The following is a 19586-nucleotide window of genomic DNA, read 5'->3' as shown; positions in this document are numbered from 1 at the left end:
CGTTTTCATCCCCTTAATGTTTGAAGTGTCTGATGCCGGTGAATACCATGGCAATGCCGTACTCGTCCGCTTTTTTAATGGAATCCCCGTCACGGATAGATCCGCCTGGCTGGATGATAGCTGTAACGCCCGCTTTTGCCGCTTCTTCGACTGTATCCGGCATTGGGAAATATGCATCTGATCCGAGTGCGCTGCCTTTCGCTTTTTCTCCGGCCTGCTCGATTGCGATTTTCGCTGATCCGACGCGGTTCATTTGTCCGGCCCCTACACCTACTGTCATGTTATCTTTTGCGAGAACAATCGCATTGGATTTCACATGTTTCACGACTTTCCAAGCAAGCTTCAAATCTTCCCACTCTTGCTCGTTCGGCTCTCTTTTTGTCGGAATGCTGATCTCAGCATCAGCAAAGCCGTGCATATCTAAATCTTGAATCAGCAAACCGCCTTGTACAGATGTCAGCTGTTTTTCTTTTTGAACGGCAGCTTTCACATCAAGTGTCAGCAGACGGAGATTTTTCTTCGCTGTCAGGATATCAAGCGCTTCTTGGCTGAATGAAGGCGCAATGATGATTTCTAAGAAAATATGATGAAGCGCTTCGGCTGTTGCCTTGTCCACTTCACGGTTCAACGCGATAATGCCGCCGAAGATCGATGTTTTATCTGCTTCGAACGCTCTGTCAAACGCTTCTGCGATCGTTTCGCCAGTTCCCACGCCGCACGGATTCATATGCTTCACAGCAACCGCAGCAGGCTCAGTGAATTCACGAACAATTTGAACAGCTGCGTCCGCATCTTTAATGTTGTTGTAAGAAAGCTCTTTGCCGTGCAGTTGTTCTGCTTGAGCAATAGATCCTTTGACAGAAAGCGCGCTTTGGTAGAATGTTGCTTCTTGATGAGGATTTTCCCCATAGCGAAGCGATTGTTTTTTCTCAAACGTAACGGTGAATTGCTCTGGTTCTTTTTCACCGACAACATTTGTCAGATAGTCAGCGATCAGCGCGTCATATGCCGCAGTGTGGCGGAATACTTTTGCCGCCAGCTCGCGTTTTTTCTGAAGCGAAACATCTCCTTCTTCTTTGATTTGATTCAGAACAGGGCTGTAATCCGCTGGGTCAACGATAACCGTCACATCCTGATGGTTTTTCGATGCCGCACGCAGCATGCCAGGTCCGCCGATATCAATGTTTTCAATAGCCTCTTCGTACGTCACATTCTCTTTAGAAATCGTTTCTTTAAATGGATAGAGGTTGACGACAACCAGGTCAATTGGCGCAATGCCGTGTTCATTGATCTGCGCCATATGCTCTTCGTTGCCGCGAATTGCAAGAAGACCGCCGTGAATATTCGGATGAAGCGTTTTTAAGCGCCCGTCCATAATTTCCGGAAAACCTGTCACTTCAGAAATTCCGATGACATCAGCACCGTTTTCTTGAAGAAGCTTTTTTGTGCCGCCGGTTGAAATAACTTCAACGCCAAGCTCTGTCAGTTCTTTTACGAAAGGAACAAGATTTGTTTTATCTGAAACACTGATTAGTGCGCGTTTAATGGTCATGCCTTTTCACCTCTGTTATTTAATCCTAATAGCTCTTTAACCACACTCGGATACCATTTGTGCTCAAGCTTGTGAATGTGATGTTCAATGGTTTCTAATGTATCATCTTCGGTAATTTCAATTGCCTTTTGAGCGATGATCGGCCCTGTATCCATTCCTTCATCGACATAATGAACCGTAATCCCGGCAACCTTCACACCCGCCCGGTATGCCTGTCCGACTGCGTCTATTCCAGGGAAAGCGGGAAGAAGGGAAGGATGGATGTTGATGATTTTCCCTCCGTATGCCTGAAGCAGCGTATCACCGATCAGTCTCATATAGCCGGCAAGAACGATCAATTCTGCTTCATGAAGATGAAGCTGTTCAATAATGGCCCGTTCAAATGCGGCCTTGTTTTCATAAGACTTCGGCTCAAATGCAAAGGATGGAATCTGGAATCTTTCCGCCCGCTCGATGACTTTCGCCTGCGGCTTATCGCAAACGAGGAGCGAAACGGCTGCATCCCAGTTCTCCTCTTTCAAACGCGTGACGATGGCTTCAAAGTTTGAGCCGTTTCCGGATGCAAATACCGCAAACTTTTTCATGAAAGTGCAGCACCGCCGAATGTAACGCCTTCACCATGTTTCACTCGCCCGATCAAATAGGCTTTTTCGCCGTGGCTTTCAAGCGTTCCGATGACTTCGGTGAGATGTTCTTCTTTTACTGCAAGAACAAATCCGATGCCCATATTAAAGACGTTAAACATGTCTTCTTCTTTCAGCTTGCCATGCTCCTGCAAGAAAGAGAAGATCGGCGGGATCGGCCAAGAGCCGTGATCGATTTCCGCACTTAAGCCTTCAGGAAGCATCCGCGGAAGATTTTCGATAAATCCGCCGCCTGTTACGTGCGCCATTCCATCAATGAGTCCGCTTTTCACAGCCGCAAGCACAGGCTTCACGTAAATTCTTGTCGGCTCAAGCAGTTCTTCGCCGAGCCGGCGTTCAAACGGCGCATACGTTTTGTCGAGATCAAGCTCTGCATCGATCAGAAGCACCTTTCTCACAAGGGAAAAGCCGTTGCTGTGAAGGCCGCTGGAGCTCAGACCGATTAAAAGGTGGCCTTCCTTGATGTTTTCGCCGGTCACGATTTCATCCTTTTCCGCCACACCAACCGAGAAACCTGCAATATCGTATTCATCAGCTGTATATAATCCAGGCATTTCAGCGGTTTCTCCGCCGACCAAGGCTGAACCTGATTGCTCACAGCCATCCGCAACCCCTTGTACGATCTGCTCGATTTTCACAGGGTCCGCTTTGCCGACTGCTAAATAGTCGAGAAAAAAGAGCGGCTCCGCACCTTGCGCAAGCACGTCATTGACACACATTGCAACAGCGTCTACGCCAATCGTGTCATGTTTATCCATGGAAAAAGCCAGCTTTAATTTCGTGCCGACACCGTCTGTTCCCGAAATTAAAACAGGTTTCTGATAAGAAAGCTCCGACAGATCAAACATGCCGCCAAAGCCGCCAAGGCTGCCCATAACGCCAAGCCTTTTCGTGCGCTCCACATGTTTTTTCATCCGTTTTACAGCTTCATATCCGGCTTCGATGTCAACTCCTGCGTTTTTATATGCTTCAGACATCCTATTCACTCCTTTAAGGCGCTTTTCAAAATATCTCTCCGAACAAGGGCAGAAAGAGAAAGGCAGCCAAACTGCGCTGCCTTTATGTCATTTTCAAGTTTTATTTGGTTAACACCGCTTCTTTTACATGAGGAAGCACAGTGTCCTGATAAATTTCAGTCGGATATTTCCCTGTAAAGCAAGCAAGACATTGCCCGCAATTCGAGTCTTCGTATTTTCTGCCGATTCCTTTCAGCAGCCCTTCGACACTCAAAAATGAGAGAGTGTCGGCTCCGATTTCCTGTCGGATTTCTTCAACCGAGTGGGAAGACGCGATCAGCTCTTCATGTGTGGACGTATCAATGCCGTAAAAGCACGGATGAGCGATCGGCGGCGAACTGATTTTCACATGCACTTCTGTCGCACCCGCTTCTCTGAGCATTGTTACGATCCGGCGGCTTGTTGTTCCGCGCACGATGGAGTCATCCACCATAACGACGCGTTTCCCTTCTACAACACCGCGCACCGCAGAAAGCTTCATTCTGACGCCCTGCTCACGAAGAGCCTGAGACGGCTGAATAAACGTTCTGCCCACATAACGGTTTTTGATTAACCCAAGCTCGTACGGGATGCCTGTTGCTTCCGCGTAGCCGATCGCCGCTGAAATACTGGAATCCGGAACGCCTGTCACGACATCAGCTTCAACCGCTGATTCCTGAGCGAGCATTTTTCCAAGGCTTTTACGTGCACTGTGCACGTTAATGCCGTCAATATTGCTGTCAGGTCTTGAGAAATAAATGTACTCCATGCTGCAAATGGAACGGTTGATATTCATGGAGAAGCGCTCTGATTTCATGCCATCATCATTGATAATCAGCATTTCTCCCGGCTCCACCTCGCGAAGGTACGTCGCACCGACGACATCAAATGCGCATGTTTCTGAAGCGACGACATAAGCGTCTCCCATCATGCCGATTGACAGCGGTCTAAGCCCGTTCGGGTCAAGCGCTACGATCATTTCTGTTTCAGTCATGATCAGGAACGCGTAGGCGCCTTTCAGCATAGAAAGCGAGTTTTTAATCTGATCCTTCAGCGTGAAGTGGCCGCTTCTTTTGATCAGGTGAGCCAAAACCTCTGTATCCGAAGAAGTCTGGAAGATGCTCCCTTGATTCTCAAGCTGCTGCTTCAGCTGAGTGGCATTCACCAAGTTTCCGTTATGGGCAAGCGCCAGGCTGCCGTTGTTTTGAGAGCGGAAGAGGAGCGGCTGAACATTTTCATATCCGCCGCCGCCAGCCGTTGCGTACCGAACGTGCCCAATTGCGCCTTTCCCCTTTACTTTGCTGAGCTCACCGTTTTGAAAAACTTCAGTGATCAGCCCTTGGCCTTTATGCGCCGTCAGCTTTTCACCGTCAGTCGCCACAATGCCCGCGCCCTCCTGTCCTCTGTGCTGGAGGCTGTGAAGGCCGTAATACGTGATTTGCGGGGCTTCTTCATGTCCCCAAATCCCAAAAACGCCGCATTCTTCATTTAAGCCTTTGATTTCAGCAAGCATGGGATAGCTCCTTTCCACGCGCGTTCAAGCTCTTTCGTCTGCGCGTGAATCAATTGTTGTCCGTCTTGGTTTTGAATCGCCAGAAGTCCGTCAGCTGTTACCTCACCGATATGAACCGCATCTTGTACAGCTGCTTCAAACGCTGCTTGATGTTCTTTTTTCACAGAAACGACGAAGCGGGATTGAGATTCAGAGAATAATAACGCTGCTTCCCCTTCAACAGTCACGTTAGCGCCAAGGTTTTCCGTCGTCATGACACTTTCAGCAATCGCTACGCCTAAGCCGCCTTCAGATACATCGTGCGCTGATTGAACAAAGCCTTGTTTAATCGCGTCAAGCAGTGCCTTTTGGCGTGCCTGTTCTACATCTAGATCGATTTGCGGCGCTTTGCCGTAAATGCGGCCTTCTGTCATTTTTTGCAGCTCGCTTCCGGCAAACTCAGGATTTGTTTCGCCGATGACGTACACGAGGTCGCCCGCTTGTTTGAAATACTGCGTTGTGATGTGTGCTGTATCTTCAATTAAACCGACCATGCCGATTACAGGTGTCGGGTAGATCGCCGTTCCGTTTGATTCGTTGTAAAGCGATACGTTTCCGCCGATCACAGGTGTGCTGAGAACGTTGCACGCCTCACTGATGCCGTCAGCCGCTTTTTCAATCTGCCAGAAGATTTCCGGTTTCTCCGGGTTTCCAAAGTTCAGGTTATCTGTAACCGCAAGCGGTTCTGCACCTGAGCAAACGATGTTGCGCGCCGCTTCAGCGACAGCGATTTTTCCGCCGACCTCTGGATCAAGGTAGAGATAACGGGCGTTACAGTCAGTTGTCATCGCCAGCGCCTTTTTCGTTCCGCGGATTCTGAGAACACCCGCATCAGACCCAGGAGCCACAACCGTATTCGTCCGCACCATGTAGTCATACTGGTCGTAAACCCACTCTTTGCTTGCGATCGTCGGCTGCTGCAGGAGCGCCTTCAGTGTTTCATTCGCATCGTCAATTTGAGGAGCCGGGACATCCGTCTCTAAAAATTCACGGTAGTAAGCAGGCTCTTGAGAAGGCTTGTGGTAAATCGGCGCCTCTTCTGCCAAGGCATCAACAGGGAGCTCGCATACAACCTCACCTTTATGTGTCAGACGCAGCAGTTTATCATCTGTTACACGTCCGACAGAAACCGCTTCAAGATCATACTTGTCAAAAATATCGATGATTTCCTGCTCACGTCCGCGCTCGATAACAAGCAGCATCCGTTCCTGTGATTCAGAAAGCATCATTTCATAAGCAGTCATGCCTGTTTCACGCTGCGGAATCAAGTCAAGATTCATTTCAATGCCTGAACCCGCTTTACTTGCCATTTCCGCGCTTGAGCTGGTCAGACCGGCAGCTCCCATGTCCTGAATGCCGACTAGGGCGTCACATTGAATGACTTCCAGACATGCTTCAAGCAAAAGCTTTTCCATAAACGGATCGCCGACTTGAACCGCGGAACGCTTTTCTTCAGAAGCATCAGACATTTCTTCAGACGCAAACGTAGCGCCGTGAATTCCGTCACGCCCTGTTTTAGCGCCGACGTACATGACCGTGTTGCCGACACCCTTTGCCTGGCCTTTTTTGATGTCTTCATGATTGATTAATCCGACGCACATTGCGTTGACAAGCGGATTTCCTTCATAGCTGCTATCAAATTGCACTTCGCCGCCGACTGTCGGAATTCCGATGCAGTTCCCGTATCCGGCGATACCTGCTACTACTTCTTCAAACAAGTACTTCACGCGCGGTGAAGTCAGTTCACCAAATCGAAGAGAGTTTAATACAGCGATAGGACGCGCACCCATTGAAAAGACATCACGGATTATGCCGCCTACGCCAGTCGCAGCGCCTTGGTACGGTTCGATGGCTGATGGATGGTTATGCGATTCAATTTTGAACACAACCGCTTGGTTATCACCGATATCAACGATTCCGGCGCCTTCCCCCGGACCTTGCAGCACGCGTTCGCCGCTCGTCGGGAATTTACGCAAAATCGGCTTTGAGTTCTTGTAGCTGCAATGCTCTGACCACATGACAGAAAAAATTCCGATTTCTGTGTAGTTCGGCAATCTGCCAAGAATGGATTCAATCAATGCAAACTCATCATCACTGACACCCATTTGCTGATAGATTTTCTCTTCTTTAATTTGTTCTTTACTTGGTTCAAGCAGTAGTGACATGAGTTTCCCTCCAATTTTTCACGATAGACTGAAACAATTTAAGACCGTCGGCGCTTCCAAGCAGTTCATCGACCGCGCGCTCCGGATGAGGCATCATGCCTAATACATTTCCTTTTTCATTAACAACACCGGCAATATCGCTGACACTTCCGTTAATATCGGAACCGTATGTGAAAGCAATTTGATTGTTTTCTTTTAATGAAGCAAGCGTTTCGTCATCACAGTAGAAATTCCCTTCACCGTGGGCAACCGGAACCGTAATCGCTTGGCCCTTTTCATAGGAAGAAGTGAATAATGTTTCGTCGTTCTGCACGATTAATTCAACCGGACGGCAAATGAACTTCAAGTCTTTGTTGCGTCTCATTGCACCTGGCAGAAGGCCAAGCTCCTGTAAAATCTGAAATCCGTTGCAGACGCCGAGAACAGGTTTTCCTTCAGCCGCTGCCTGTTTTACAGCTGGCATAATATTCGCAAAACGGGCGATGGCGCCGCATCTCAAGTAATCTCCGTAAGAAAAACCTCCCGGAATTAACACCCCGTCAAAGCCGTCAAGGCTTGTTTCCTCGTGCCAGACGTATTCCACATCATGACCGAGTTCATCCTTTACAGCGTGAAACATATCGATATCACAGTTAGAGCCAGGTAACACAATCACCGCAAATTTCACTGTGCGACTACCTCCTCAACCTCGTATCTGTAATCTTCAATCACTGTATTCGCAAGAAGTTTTTCGCACATTTCTTTGACTTGCACGTCAAGATCACGGTCAGACTTTTCAATTGTTAGCTCCATGTATTTCCCGATGCGCACATCGGCGACTTCCTTGTAAGACATACTGTGCAAGGCATGCTGGACAGCGCTCCCTTGTGGATCCAATACACTTTCTTTTAAGCTGACATAAACTTTTACTTTATACATGATGAATGCCTCCCAGTCTTTTGAAAATCTCTTCGTATGCGTCGGTTAAGCTTCCCAGATTGCGTCTGAATAAATCTTTGTCCAGCTTTTCGTTCGTGTCTTTATCCCACAAGCGGCATGTGTCAGGTGAAATTTCATCCGCCAAAAGCACTTGCCCGTCTGCATCTAGACCGAATTCAAGCTTGAAATCTATTAATCTGACATGACAATCGTCAAAAATGGTTTGAAGCTCTTCGTTTACTGTTTTTGTAATGGACTTAATGGTTTCTACCTGTTCAGGAGTCGCCGCTTTTAAGAGCCAAATATGATCTTCTGTGATGAGCGGATCACCCAGCGCGTCATCCTTGTAGTAAAACTCGATAATCGGCTGTTCAAGCTTCGTGCCTTCTGGAATGCCGAGACGTTTGGACATGCTTCCTGCCACAACATTTCTGACAACGACTTCAAGCGGCACAATCGTCACTTTTTTAATGAGCTGCTCTGTTTCCGAAATGCGCTCGATAAAGTGGTTGTTAACCCCTTTTTCGTGAAGGTGTTTGAAAATCAGGCTTGAGATCTCATTGTTTAAGCGCCCTTTGCCGCTGATTTCCGCCTTTTTTTCTCCGTTAAAGGCAGTTGCAGAATCTTTATACACCACATACAGCGTGTTTTCGTCGTCGGTTTTGTAAATCTTTTTCGCTTTTCCTTCATATAAAAGTTCATTCTTCGCAATATTCACGGAAGGCCTCCTAACCCGAATGTTGGGAATTTTCAAACTAAGGCAGCACGGAAGAAGCCGCCTAAAAGCTTCTTCTATGCTAAACCTAAACGTTCAAAGATCAGATCCACATTTTTCAGATGGTAGTTGTAATCAAAGCAGTCAGCAATTTTTTCCGGAGAAAGACGGGAAGTGATTTTCTCTTCCGCTTCCACAAGCTCACGGAACGGTACTTGCTTTTCCCAGGCCTCCATTGCTTTCGGCTGCACTGTGTCATAAGCTTCTTCACGAGTCAGGCCCGTGTCAATCAATGCCAGCAGCACGCGCTGTGAGTAGATCAGCCCCAATGTGCGGTCCATGTTGCGCTTCATGTTTTCCGGGAAGACCGTTAAGTTCTTCACGATGTTGGAGAAGCGGTTCAGCATGTAATTCAGCGCGATTGTCGCATCCGGAAGAATAATCCGTTCCGCTGAAGAATGAGAAATATCGCGCTCATGCCATAACGGAACATTTTCGTAAGCTGTCATCATGTAGCCGCGAATGACACGCGCTATACCTGTCATGTTTTCAGAACCGATCGGATTCCGTTTATGCGGCATAGCTGATGAACCTTTTTGCCCTTTCGCAAAAAATTCCTCGACCTCGCGTGTTTCACTCTTTTGCAGTCCGCGAATTTCAACTGCGAATTTCTCAATGCTTGTCGCAATCAAAGCAAGTGTCGCCATATAATCAGCATGGCGGTCACGCTGAAGCGTTTGTGTTGAAATCGGTGCGGCTTTCAGGCCGAGTTTCTCACAAACATACTGCTCTACAAACGGATCAATGTTTGCATATGTGCCGACAGCACCGGAAATCTTACCAACCTCGATCCCTTCCTTCGCTTGTTTAAAGCGTTCCAGATTGCGTTTCATTTCTTCGTGCCAAAGCGCCAGTTTTAAACCAAATGTTGTAGGCTCTGCGTGTACGCCGTGTGTACGGCCCATCATGACTGTGTATTTATGTTCTTTCGCTTTTTCTTTTATAATGTCAACAAATCTCTCAAGGTCCTTGAGCAGAATGTCATTTGCCTGTTTTAATAAGTAAGAAAGAGCGGTATCTACGACGTCAGTTGACGTTAAGCCGTAGTGCACCCATTTTCTTTCCTCGCCCAGTGATTCGGATACAGCGCGCGTAAAAGCAACTACGTCATGGCGCGTGTCCTGTTCGATTTCTAATATGCGGTTGATGTCAAATGACGCGTTTTCGCGCATCAGCTCTACGTCTTCTTTTGGAATAACGCCAAGCTCCGCCCACGCTTCACAGGCAAGAATTTCAACCTCTAACCATGCTTGAAATCTGTTTTCATCCGTCCAAATCGCGGACATTTCAGGTCTTGAATAACGTTCGATCATTCTGCTTGTCCTCCGTCTCTATTTCTCCATTTATTTGTGATCTCCTGAATCCATTCGTCTTCAGGCTGCTTCATAAAAGTAATATGCCCCATTTTGCGGCCTTTTTTGATTTCATGTTTTCCGTATACATAAAGCTTTGCTTCTTTTAAAAGCTCTGGCTCTTCCTCTGGAATCTTCACTTCATCGCCGAGAAGATTCACCATCATGCCAGGCTTCAGCAGCTCCGTTTTTCCAAGCGGAAGGCCGCAGACCGCTCTGATATGCTGTTCAAACTGGCTTGTTTCGCAAAGATCCAGCGTGTAATGCCCTGAATTGTGCGGTCTTGGCGCCAGTTCATTAACCAAAAGCTCATCGCCCTCTGTCAGGAACATTTCAACAGCAAGCGGTCCGACAAGGTTCAGCTCATCTGCGAGCTTAACGGCCAGCTCAGCAGCCTTTTCCTGAATCCTTTCTTCAACCCGTGCAGGCACGATGCTTTGGAACAGAATATTATTGTGGTGAATGTTTTCTGCGGCCGGGAACGTCGAAATCTCTCCGTTTACCGATCTGACAACAATCACGGACAGTTCCATTTTAAAAGAAACCCAGCTTTCGAGAATGCAGGTTCCGTGCTCTAAAAGAGCTGAAGCCTCTTCTATTTGTGACGTTTCCTTGATGACAAATTGGCCTTTGCCGTCATATCCGCCGCGGCATGTTTTCAGCACTGCGGGAAGCCCCAGCGACTGAACCGCCTCTTTCAGCTCATCCTTTGTTTTGACGATGCGGTAAGGTGCAACTTCACAGCCTGCGGATTGAATCGCTTTTTTCTCTGTTTCACGGTTTTGGGTAATGAGCAGCAGCTCACTTCCTTGCGGGAGATACGCATGACCTTTCAGCCAATGCAGCGCATCATAATCGATGTTTTCAAACTCATACGTGATAATATCGCTGATCTCAGCCAATTTCCGAATCGCTTCGCGGTCGTTGTATGAAGCGGTGATTTCAATATCCGCCACCTGCCCGCACGGCGAGTCTTTTACCGGATCGACGACCGCGACTTTATACCCCATTTGTTTTGCGGAGACAGCCATCATTTTTCCAAGCTGTCCGCCGCCGATAATGCCGATGACGGCTCCCGGATAGATGATTTGATTAGACAAGCTGATCACTGCTTTCTAACACTGTTTGTTTTGTATTTTCTCTTCTTTCATCTAACTTTCTGGCTAGATCCTCGTCAAAAGCTGACAAAATTTGCGCCGCTAACAGACCTGCGTTCACAGCGCCCGCTTTTCCGATGGCTGTTGTGGCAACCGGCACGCCTCCAGGCATTTGCACGATGGAAAGAAGTGAATCGAGTCCGTTCAGCGCCTTGGATTGAACCGGAACACCGATGACCGGCAGCGTCGTTTTCGCCGCCGTCATCCCAGGCAGATGGGCCGCTCCTCCGGCACCGGCGATAATCACCTTGATGCCTCTTTCTCTGGCTGTTTCAGCGTACTCAAACATGAAATCAGGCGTCCGGTGAGCGGAAACCACCTTCTTTTCGTACGGCACTTCAAGTTCTTCAAGTATGTCGCATGCGTTTTTCATTGTCTCCCAATCGGAAGTGCTTCCCATGATGATTCCTACTAGCGGCTGCATTCTGTTCCCACCTTCTAATGCTTTAGTTTTCAGAAAATAAAAAATACCCGGCTTTGTATTGACTTATGAGGAAGCAATACAAACCGGGCATGGTGCATGTATCGGCAGTCGTTCGCTTCTGCGATATATCCATGTCAGTTTTATCGATCACTTTCCTGCATAGTCCGGCAATTTACGGTTGCCGGGTAGAAACTTATGGGCCATATTCCCAAGATTATATGAGGTCGTGTTTTGATTTCATGTTTATCTTAACAACGGACTTGGATAATGTCAACGATATTATCGAACGATACAAAAATTCATTCTTCTAATGTTCGTGTTTTAGATCAATTTCCCTTCAAATACGATTTTTTTTCCGCACGGAACGATCTGAATTGACCCATTTTCCATCTTTTCCTTGAAAATCGGCTCTTCCATTCGACGTACAGGCATATATCCTTCTTCTTTCATTTGCTGAAGCACTGCTTCTATCGTTTGCTGTTCTGTCACTTCAAACTTTTTCTTCTTCGGCTTTGCCATTATTCTTTAATTCTCCTCTTCTTCACCGCTTTGACCCAGAAGCCGCCGTGGATCGTTTTTGGTTCATACGCAATAATAAAAGCTTTCGAATCAAGCGTTTTAATCGTATCATACAGCTGCAGCTCATATCTTCTCGGCGTCAAAATCTGCAGGGCCGTGCGGTCGCCTTCAAGCCCGCCGGCCACCCAATTCGTTACGCCGTAGCCTTTTTCACGAAGCTGCCTAGGAAGATCGAGGTCAAGCTCTTTTGTAATCACATTGACCATAATATAGCCAAGCGCCAGTTTTTCTTCGATTTTCATGCCGACAATAACGCCCAAACCATAGCCGAGTGCGTACGCAATCACGTTTTGAATCTGGTCTAAGTTATCAAGCACAAGGCTCAGCCCTGTCACATAAACCAGAATTTCAATGGTGCTGATTCCGGCCGCTAAATACCGCTGACCTTTCAGTGTTAAAATCATTCTTATCGTAAAAAATGATACATAAACAACATTGATAATCAGAATAATGAGAACCATTGCTAATCCGTTTGATAATAAGGTTTGCATCATTTTATAAAACCTCCTTACTCATTCAACTTACGTAAAGCATTCATATTCTACTAGAGAAATGAACCCTTTACAATCAGCTATGGCCGTCATCGCAGGCAAAATTTTTCGACACACACTCTTCATCACTCAGCAATAGTTTACCCTCTTTCTGTCCTTTTCAAAATCCAAACAAAAAAGCCTGCTTTTCAGCAGACTCATTTTTCTTTATCTATTGTCACATCTCTTTTTTCATTTTCCGAAGGGACTCATATTCTTTCTCAAGTTCACTCAGCGTATAATCAGCGAGCTGTTCCCCTCTTCCGCGATAAAATTCTGAGAGCATTAATTTCGTTTTTAAAAATTCTTTCTTTTGATAAATCGCCTAACGAAGTAAATGGGCCATGTCCATCATCCTCCACCGCATTTTCCTCATCATACACGGATTAATCCTATAATTCAACTGTGTTTTTTAGATATATTTGTAAAAACTGTGACATCAAAAAAACCGGCCTTTTCAGCCGGTTTTTTTACATTAAAGCGGGATAAGCGATGCCGTAAAATATTCAGAAATAAACGGCCAAGTCACTGCCGCAAACAGCAGCGCAACTGCTAAAACAGCAAACACACAATAGATATAGTCAATCGGTGCCTCGCTTGCCGCCTGATACAGACGCTGTACATACAACGCCATCATAAAGAAGATCGAAAACAGGATTAACACTGTGAAAAGGACAGTCAGCATCGGTACATTCACGATCGCAAATATCATCCAAATGATTGAAACGGCGATCACCGGAACAAGCAATGAGCCAAAACCAGCTGCAGCTTCCTTGAACGATACCTTTTGCTTCATCATATACCGAGACACGGCCCATATCGAGAAGACCATAACAGCAAAAAAGACGAGCATATACACAAGAACAACAAAAAATCCGTCATAAAACGCGTGATGGCGCTCTCCAAAACCAAGCGGCCTGTTCCAGCTCGCCTTTAACTGAAACCAGTTTCCGATTGAAAAAACGATACTGAAAATGAGCATTGAAATAAGACCATATTTATAATGAGAGAAACCATCTGCCACAACAGTTTTCGCCGGGGACTTTAAGATTGAAAAAGCAAAGCCGCAATATCTGTTAATGGCTGCCCAAACAGAGGATAGCTTTTCTTTCACAGACGATTCTACGCGTTCCTTATGTTGTTTCTGCTTTTGTTTCTGCTTTTGCTTGCTTTGGCGGCTGGCCTTTCTGGACATCCGCGAAAGCGGCTCTTCATCTATTCCTTCATTCTGGTTAACTTCTTCTTCAAACGTTTCTTTTCTTTCTTCCGTCATGTTAGCAACTCCTATCAAAAATATACGGCGGAATACCATTCAGTAAGAAAATAAAACACTTATATAAGGTACCGAAGCCTTCCTGAACAGTCAAGTCATTTCCATTTAAGTAAACAATGGCGGCACATCTACATGACGGTATATGATATGAAATGGTTTTGCCTTTCGCAACAAAATAAAAAACCAGCCGCAACATCGCAGCTGGTTTTATTCATTATTTCAAGAAAATAAAGTAAAGAATAAATACAACAAACAGTCCGTACATGATCGGATGAACCTCTTTGGCTTTACCTTTGCACACCATTGTAATCGGGTAGAAAATAAATCCGATCGCAATCCCAGTCGCAATGCTGTACGTTAGCGGCATCATGATCATTGTAAGGAAAGCGGGAACCGCCACTTCGAACTTATCCCAAGCGATTTTGCCAAGCGGCGCTACCATTAGTGCACCGACAATGATCAGTGCCGGAGCTGTTACATTTGATGTAACGACTGATAGAAGAGGCGAGAAAAACATAGCGAGTAAAAAGAGAAACCCAGTTACAATTGCCGCAAATCCGGAACGAGCGCCCGCAGCAACACCCGAGCTTGATTCCACATAAGACGTTGTCGTAGACGTCCCAAGCACAGAACCGATAACGATGGAAGTTGAGTCAGCTAAAAGCGCACGGCCCGCACGCGGCAATTTGTTTTCCTTCATTAAACCAGCCTGTGTTGCCACAGCAACAAGTGTACCAGCCGTATCAAAAAATCCGACAAACAAGAATGTTAAAATGACGATCAGCATTTGCACAGAGAAAATATCCGGCAAGTGAATCCAAGCTTGTCCAAAGGTCGATTCAAGGCTCGGCACACTTCCGACGATTTGAGACGGAACCGGAACCAAACCGAAAATCATCCCTGCAATCGCCGTTAACAGCATCCCGATAAACACGCCAGCGTTCACGCGAAGCACCATCAAAATAACCGTTACGATGACACCAAAAATCGTTAGCAGCACAGGACCGCTGTGAATGTTTCCGATTGTGACAAGGGTTGAAGGATTCGATGCAATAATTCCTGAGCCCTGCAAGCCGACAAATGTAATAAATAGACCAATCCCCGCTCCGACTGCCAATTTCAGCTCAGGCGGAATGGCATTAATGATTTTTTCACGAAAACCTGTTAAAGAAAGAGCAACAAAGATAAGTCCTGAAATGAAAACACCAGACAAAGCGGCCTGCCAGGAAATCCCCATACCGAGAACAACAGAAAACGCAAAAAACGCGTTCAGCCCCATACCGGGCGCAATGGCGATTGGATATCTCGCAATCAATCCCATTAAGATACAGCCTGCTGCAGATGCCAAAGCTGTCGCCGTAAAGACCGCGCCTTGATCTATTCTCAATGCTTCCGGAAAATCTTTCACACTTTCCAAAGCAAGCGTAATCGGATTGACGAACAGGATATACGCCATGGATAAAAAGGTCGTTAATCCGCCGATGATTTCGTTGCGATAGCTGGTGCCCAGCTCATCAAACTGAAAAAACTTTTTCAAGCTATATGACTCCCTTCACTCTTTGCTATTTATCCTGCCCTGAAATCGCCAAATAAAAAACGCCCCAATACATTTTGGGACGCTTGACTACAGACGGATTTCAGTTTGAATAAATAAACGTGTTTTATTTATATCAAACGAAAGAAATGTTTACGTAGTCAAGCCATTTACGGTAGCTTGGTAGAAACTTGCGAGCCATATCCCCGCGATTATACGAATTCATCTTATTTGATTTCTGAGTCTATTGTACCAACTTCGATTTGAAATGACAATATAAATAACGAACATTACTTATTAAAAAAATTGGTTTATTCGTCTATTGACTAATGGGCAACAAAGATAAAAACCGTATGCATGACTACATACGGTTTTTCAACTTTTGATTATTTTTTTCGGCAGGCTGACTCACTTGATGTACTGGCACAGTAAACGAGAATGGCTTTAGTTGAATCAGGTGATTTAAAACGCCGTTATCAATATACAGACCGTACTCACTAAACTCAAAATGCTTTAAAGACAGCTTATCATTATAATCATCATCCAGTTCAAAAGTAGATACCATTTCGGCTGTGTTCATATTTTTCACTTTAGCTATATTTGCTTTCAAATAATAACCTTCTTCATAATCACCCACTGGATCAGGCCAAGATTGCATTTTTTTCGTATCACCAAGGCCAATCGTTTCACCTATATTCACTAAATCATTTTCATTCATGCTTGAGGTATCAATTCCAGTGAAGCGGTAATGAACCATTACTTTCCTCCCTTTTTGGTTAATGTTATTGATTTCAATCCCTATGTTTTGATGGTTTGTTTCTGAAACATGAAATGGCATCTCTGCATTTAGCGGGACGATTTCACTGACCTCTGCCTCAGATTTAATGTTTGCTATGAATGTTAGCTTTTTCGCTTTTGGATTGATTGGTGATTCTAACAGTGTTTGTCCTTTTGCTCTTACCGTTCTCTCGTTTACTTTTTTGCGGTCTCCAAGTTCGATGTTTGACGATGTCATCTCATATGTGTTTCCTAAATCATCTTTGACTTCGTTAATTTCAACCGTATCATGCTTTGCTATGCCTTGATAATCTATTGTAAATTGAAGGACAGAACCGAGCTTTCCGTTCTCTACTTGAATATTGGAAAATTGATAACGATTGTGATGCACTGATACTACTTTTGAGCTTTCTAAATAACTCGCATTCTTTTTGGTAATAGGCAGTTTGAAACTCCAATTCCCCTGTATTTCATTGATATGAGTAATCACAAAAGGCGTGGTATCCCCATTTTTTATTTCGGCTCCTTTTGTATAAAGCCTTAATTGACCAGCGTATTGTTTTTTATTTAATTTTTTGAGCGTTAAGGAATCAAGATCGATTGAAAAATTATCGTTAAAACTCGCTTTGCTCACATTATAGCTGAGCTCTTTTTCATCAGACTGAAGGTTATCAACAGTAAAGTTATAGACAAGCTGTCCGGCATCGTAGTATGAACTGTTCACAGATATAGTAATGCCTCGCGACTCCGCTTTTTCATTCAGATTTGTGACCAAATTGCTTTTAAACAATGATAGGCCAACTTTATCTTGAAACTCCTTATAAATTTGGCCGACAATGGGTATGCTTCCCATCGCTTTGTTAACAGATGGCAGAAAAAGACCGGACGTTAAATACAGTATACCTACCACAGCAGCAACAGCGATTCCATTTGTAATGGTTCGTCCCCATTTAAAACGGCGCCTTGTGTTACTTTCATTTTCAGCACGAACGACAGCTTGATGTATTGCTTTTTTGAGTGCTTTCTTTGGCACTTCTATGTCATCATACAACTGCTTTACTTGGTGTTTTTCCATATTTTTTTATCCTCCTTTTCCAGCTCCTGTTTTAGTGATTTTCTTGCTCTATGTAAATGTGTTTTAATTGTGCCTTCTGCCATTCCTGTTTGTTCAGCTATCATTGAAATCGAATAATCTTGAAAATAATAGAGCTGAATTGTTAACTGAACATGTTCATCAAGTGTATCCAGCGCATTTCGCAAGTCTATATATTCTTCAATATTCCTTTGGTCCGTGCCAGTGTCATGTTGGCTTTCAAACGGAACCAATTCTCCCTTCTTTTTCTTCATTGCAAAAATTGAATTAATAAGAATTCGGGTGAGCCACGTTAAAAAATACTTTGGCTCTTTTAGTTTTTCTATACCTATAAAAGCTTTATAAGCCGTTTCCTGTACAGCATCAAGTGCATCTTCTTTATTTCTTAAATAGAGATAGGCTGTTTTATATAGAGTCTCCTGATGTGCCAGCATAAGCTTTTCAAAGGCTCGAGTATTTCCTTTTCTCGCCTTTGTAATCAATCTTTCTTCCTTCACCTTATCCACCTCCTATGTTGTTAGATAAAAGAACTGCCAAAACGGTTTCAAAAAGTTAACAAAAAAAACGCCCCTTTTATAAAGGGACGTTTTTCTTAGGTATTTACTTATTCCCACTCAATCGTCGCAGGCGGCTTACTTGTAATATCGTACACCACGCGGTTGATATGCTTTACTTCATTTACGATACGTGTAGAAATCACTTCAAGCACATCCCAAGGGATACGCGCCCAGTCAGAAGTCATGCCGTCGATTGATGTAACGGCGCGAATTCCGATTGTGTAATCATATGTTCTCGCGTCACCCATAACACCAACGCTGCGGATGTCCGGAAGAACAGTGAAGTATTGCCAGATATCACGCTCTAAACCATGATTAGCAACCTCTTCACGCAAAATCGCATCTGATTCACGAACGATTTCCAGTTTTTCTTCTGTTACTTCGCCAAGAACGCGGATGCCGAGTCCCGGTCCTGGGAAAGGCTGGCGCCATACGATGTCATCAGGAATGCCGAGCTCTGTGCCAAGCGCGCGCACTTCGTCTTTGAAAAGCGTGTTTAACGGTTCGATCAGTTCAAACTGCATGTCTTCAGGAAGCCCGCCGACATTATGGTGAGATTTGATCGTTTGCGCCGTTGCTGTACCGCTCTCAATGATATCCGTGTAAAGCGTTCCTTGTGCTAGGTAGTCGATGCCTTTGAGCTTGTCCGCTTCATCGTCGAACACATAAATGAATTCATTCCCGATGATTTTACGCTTTTGCTCAGGATCAGAAACGCCTTTTAGCTTATTTAAGAATCTGTCTTTTGCGTCTACTTTAATGACGTTCATATTAAAGCCTTCGCTGAATGTTTTCATAACGCCTTCAGCCTCGCCTTTACGGAGCAGGCCATGGTCTACAAAGATACAAGTCAGCTGGTCGCCGATCGCTTTATGAATCAAAACAGCAACAACAGAAGAATCAACGCCGCCGCTAAGCGCGCAAAGAACCTGTTTGTCTCCGACCGTTTCACGGATTTTTTGCATTTCGATATCGATAAAGTTCTCCATTGACCATTTGCCTTCGCATTCGCAAACGCCGAATACAAAGTTTTTCAGAAGGTCATTGCCGTATTCAGAATGGCGCACTTCCGGGTGAAACTGAACACCATACCATTTTTTATCCGCTTTGCTCATTGCTGAGTTCGGGCAGTGATGGCTTGTCGCATCAACAGTGAAACCCTCAGGCACTTCTACAACCAAGTCACCGTGGCTCATCCAAACCACTTGTTCATTCGGAAGATCTTTGAACAAATCAGGTGTTCCTTCGATGTGGATGTTCGCTTTGCCGTATTCACGCTGGCTGGCAGCTTCTACTTTACCTCCAAGGTAATGAGTCATCAGCTGCATGCCGTAGCAAATTCCCAATACAGGAACATCTAATTCGAAGATTTTCTCGTCACAGCGGAAAGAGCCTTCATCATATACACTGTTCGGACCGCCGGATAAAATAATTCCTTTTGGATTCATTTCTTTAATTTCTTCAGCCGTCAATGTATGCGGATGCAGCTCACTGTATACACCAAATTCACGGATACGGCGTGTAATCAGCTGATTATACTGACTGCCGAAATCAAGGACAAGAATCATTTCATTCACTAACTTTGTCATGGTTGTCACCTAATCTCCTCTAAGTTTTTTGACACAGAAAAAAACGAGGACAGATATGAAACACGCTCCGCCCTCTTTGGCAAGGCCGTTTGCCGGAGTCAGGCATCTCGCTCCCAGACT

At 45.2% G+C, this 19586-nt stretch carries 19 protein-coding genes and 2 riboswitches; all 19 genes read right to left on the bottom strand.

Annotated features, from left to right (window positions below; genetic code table 11):
• Positions 1-13: 13 nt before the first annotated feature.
• Entirely contained in the window at positions 14-1552 is a 1539-nt protein-coding gene (purH, locus tag UJ203_RS17825) for a bifunctional phosphoribosylaminoimidazolecarboxamide formyltransferase/IMP cyclohydrolase (protein WP_322012902.1), read from the bottom strand.
• Complete coding sequence (purN, locus tag UJ203_RS17820; RefSeq protein WP_105991276.1) at positions 1549-2136, bottom strand: phosphoribosylglycinamide formyltransferase; 588 nt, start codon at positions 2134-2136, stop codon at positions 1549-1551. Before purN ends, purH begins: the two co-directional genes overlap by 4 nt.
• Positions 2133-3173 (bottom strand): phosphoribosylformylglycinamidine cyclo-ligase, encoded by a 1041-nt coding sequence (gene purM, locus UJ203_RS17815; protein WP_322012899.1) that lies wholly within the window; start codon positions 3171-3173, stop codon positions 2133-2135. The genes purN and purM overlap by 4 nt, the downstream gene beginning before the upstream one ends.
• 100 nt (positions 3174-3273) lie before the next feature.
• On the bottom strand, positions 3274-4704 hold the full coding sequence (gene purF / locus UJ203_RS17810) for an amidophosphoribosyltransferase (protein ID WP_024120445.1): 1431 nt from the start codon (positions 4702-4704) through the stop codon (positions 3274-3276).
• Entirely contained in the window at positions 4680-6908 is a 2229-nt protein-coding gene (purL, locus tag UJ203_RS17805) for a phosphoribosylformylglycinamidine synthase subunit PurL (RefSeq protein WP_322012896.1), read from the bottom strand. Before purL ends, purF begins: the two co-directional genes overlap by 25 nt.
• Positions 6892-7575, bottom strand: coding sequence for a phosphoribosylformylglycinamidine synthase subunit PurQ (purQ, locus tag UJ203_RS17800; RefSeq protein ID WP_188323594.1), 684 nt, complete (start codon positions 7573-7575; stop codon positions 6892-6894). Before purQ ends, purL begins: the two co-directional genes overlap by 17 nt.
• Positions 7572-7826: a phosphoribosylformylglycinamidine synthase subunit PurS gene (purS, locus tag UJ203_RS17795; RefSeq protein WP_322012893.1), complete on the bottom strand. Its 255-nt coding sequence runs from the start codon at positions 7824-7826 to the stop codon at positions 7572-7574. The genes purQ and purS overlap by 4 nt, the downstream gene beginning before the upstream one ends.
• On the bottom strand, positions 7819-8544 hold the full coding sequence (gene purC / locus UJ203_RS17790; RefSeq protein ID WP_305934962.1) for a phosphoribosylaminoimidazolesuccinocarboxamide synthase: 726 nt from the start codon (positions 8542-8544) through the stop codon (positions 7819-7821). The genes purS and purC overlap by 8 nt, the downstream gene beginning before the upstream one ends.
• 74 nt (positions 8545-8618) lie before the next feature.
• The gene (gene purB / locus UJ203_RS17785) at positions 8619-9914 is read right to left on the bottom strand and encodes an adenylosuccinate lyase (RefSeq protein ID WP_322012890.1); all 1296 of its coding nucleotides are present in this window, start codon (positions 9912-9914) and stop codon (positions 8619-8621) included.
• Positions 9911-11053: a 5-(carboxyamino)imidazole ribonucleotide synthase gene (gene purK, locus UJ203_RS17780; RefSeq protein ID WP_101863701.1), complete on the bottom strand. Its 1143-nt coding sequence runs from the start codon at positions 11051-11053 to the stop codon at positions 9911-9913. Before purK ends, purB begins: the two co-directional genes overlap by 4 nt.
• On the bottom strand, positions 11046-11534 hold the full coding sequence (purE, locus tag UJ203_RS17775) for a 5-(carboxyamino)imidazole ribonucleotide mutase (protein WP_024120439.1): 489 nt from the start codon (positions 11532-11534) through the stop codon (positions 11046-11048). The genes purK and purE overlap by 8 nt, the downstream gene beginning before the upstream one ends.
• Before the next feature lie 140 nt (positions 11535-11674).
• Positions 11675-11776, bottom strand: a riboswitch (purine riboswitch).
• 79 nt (positions 11777-11855) lie between these two features.
• The gene (locus UJ203_RS17770) at positions 11856-12053 is read right to left on the bottom strand and encodes an NETI motif-containing protein (RefSeq protein ID WP_044152785.1); all 198 of its coding nucleotides are present in this window, start codon (positions 12051-12053) and stop codon (positions 11856-11858) included.
• The gene (locus UJ203_RS17765; protein ID WP_024120437.1) at positions 12053-12607 is read right to left on the bottom strand and encodes a DUF2179 domain-containing protein; all 555 of its coding nucleotides are present in this window, start codon (positions 12605-12607) and stop codon (positions 12053-12055) included. The genes UJ203_RS17770 and UJ203_RS17765 overlap by 1 nt, the downstream gene beginning before the upstream one ends.
• 214 nt (positions 12608-12821) lie before the next feature.
• Positions 12822-12965 carry a Fur-regulated basic protein FbpA gene (locus tag UJ203_RS17760; protein ID WP_322013130.1) on the bottom strand — a complete coding sequence of 48 codons (144 nt, stop codon included), beginning with the start codon at positions 12963-12965 and terminating at the stop codon, positions 12822-12824.
• A 153-nt stretch (positions 12966-13118) separates the two neighbouring features.
• Positions 13119-13916: a hypothetical protein gene (locus UJ203_RS17755; RefSeq protein WP_322012886.1), complete on the bottom strand. Its 798-nt coding sequence runs from the start codon at positions 13914-13916 to the stop codon at positions 13119-13121.
• A 214-nt stretch (positions 13917-14130) separates the two neighbouring features.
• Positions 14131-15453 carry a hypoxanthine/guanine permease PbuG gene (gene pbuG / locus UJ203_RS17750; protein ID WP_024120435.1) on the bottom strand — a complete coding sequence of 441 codons (1323 nt, stop codon included), beginning with the start codon at positions 15451-15453 and terminating at the stop codon, positions 14131-14133.
• A 135-nt stretch (positions 15454-15588) separates the two neighbouring features.
• A riboswitch (purine riboswitch) is annotated at positions 15589-15690 on the bottom strand.
• A 121-nt stretch (positions 15691-15811) separates the two neighbouring features.
• Positions 15812-17302 carry a DUF4179 domain-containing protein gene (locus UJ203_RS17745; RefSeq protein WP_322012883.1) on the bottom strand — a complete coding sequence of 497 codons (1491 nt, stop codon included), beginning with the start codon at positions 17300-17302 and terminating at the stop codon, positions 15812-15814.
• The gene (locus UJ203_RS17740) at positions 17284-17817 is read right to left on the bottom strand and encodes a sigma-70 family RNA polymerase sigma factor (RefSeq protein ID WP_322012881.1); all 534 of its coding nucleotides are present in this window, start codon (positions 17815-17817) and stop codon (positions 17284-17286) included. The genes UJ203_RS17745 and UJ203_RS17740 overlap by 19 nt, the downstream gene beginning before the upstream one ends.
• A gap of 107 nt (positions 17818-17924) precedes the next feature.
• Complete coding sequence (guaA, locus tag UJ203_RS17735; protein ID WP_305935235.1) at positions 17925-19466, bottom strand: glutamine-hydrolyzing GMP synthase; 1542 nt, start codon at positions 19464-19466, stop codon at positions 17925-17927.
• Between the last annotated feature and the right edge of the window lie 120 nt (positions 19467-19586).

Origin of the sequence: Bacillus sp. V26, from assembly GCF_034296245.1 — a bacterium.
In the GTDB taxonomy this organism is placed as follows: Bacteria; Bacillota; Bacilli; order Bacillales; family Bacillaceae; genus Bacillus; species Bacillus halotolerans.
Note: the sequence above shows the minus strand (reverse complement) of the source record. Positions and strands in the feature narration are given on the sequence as shown.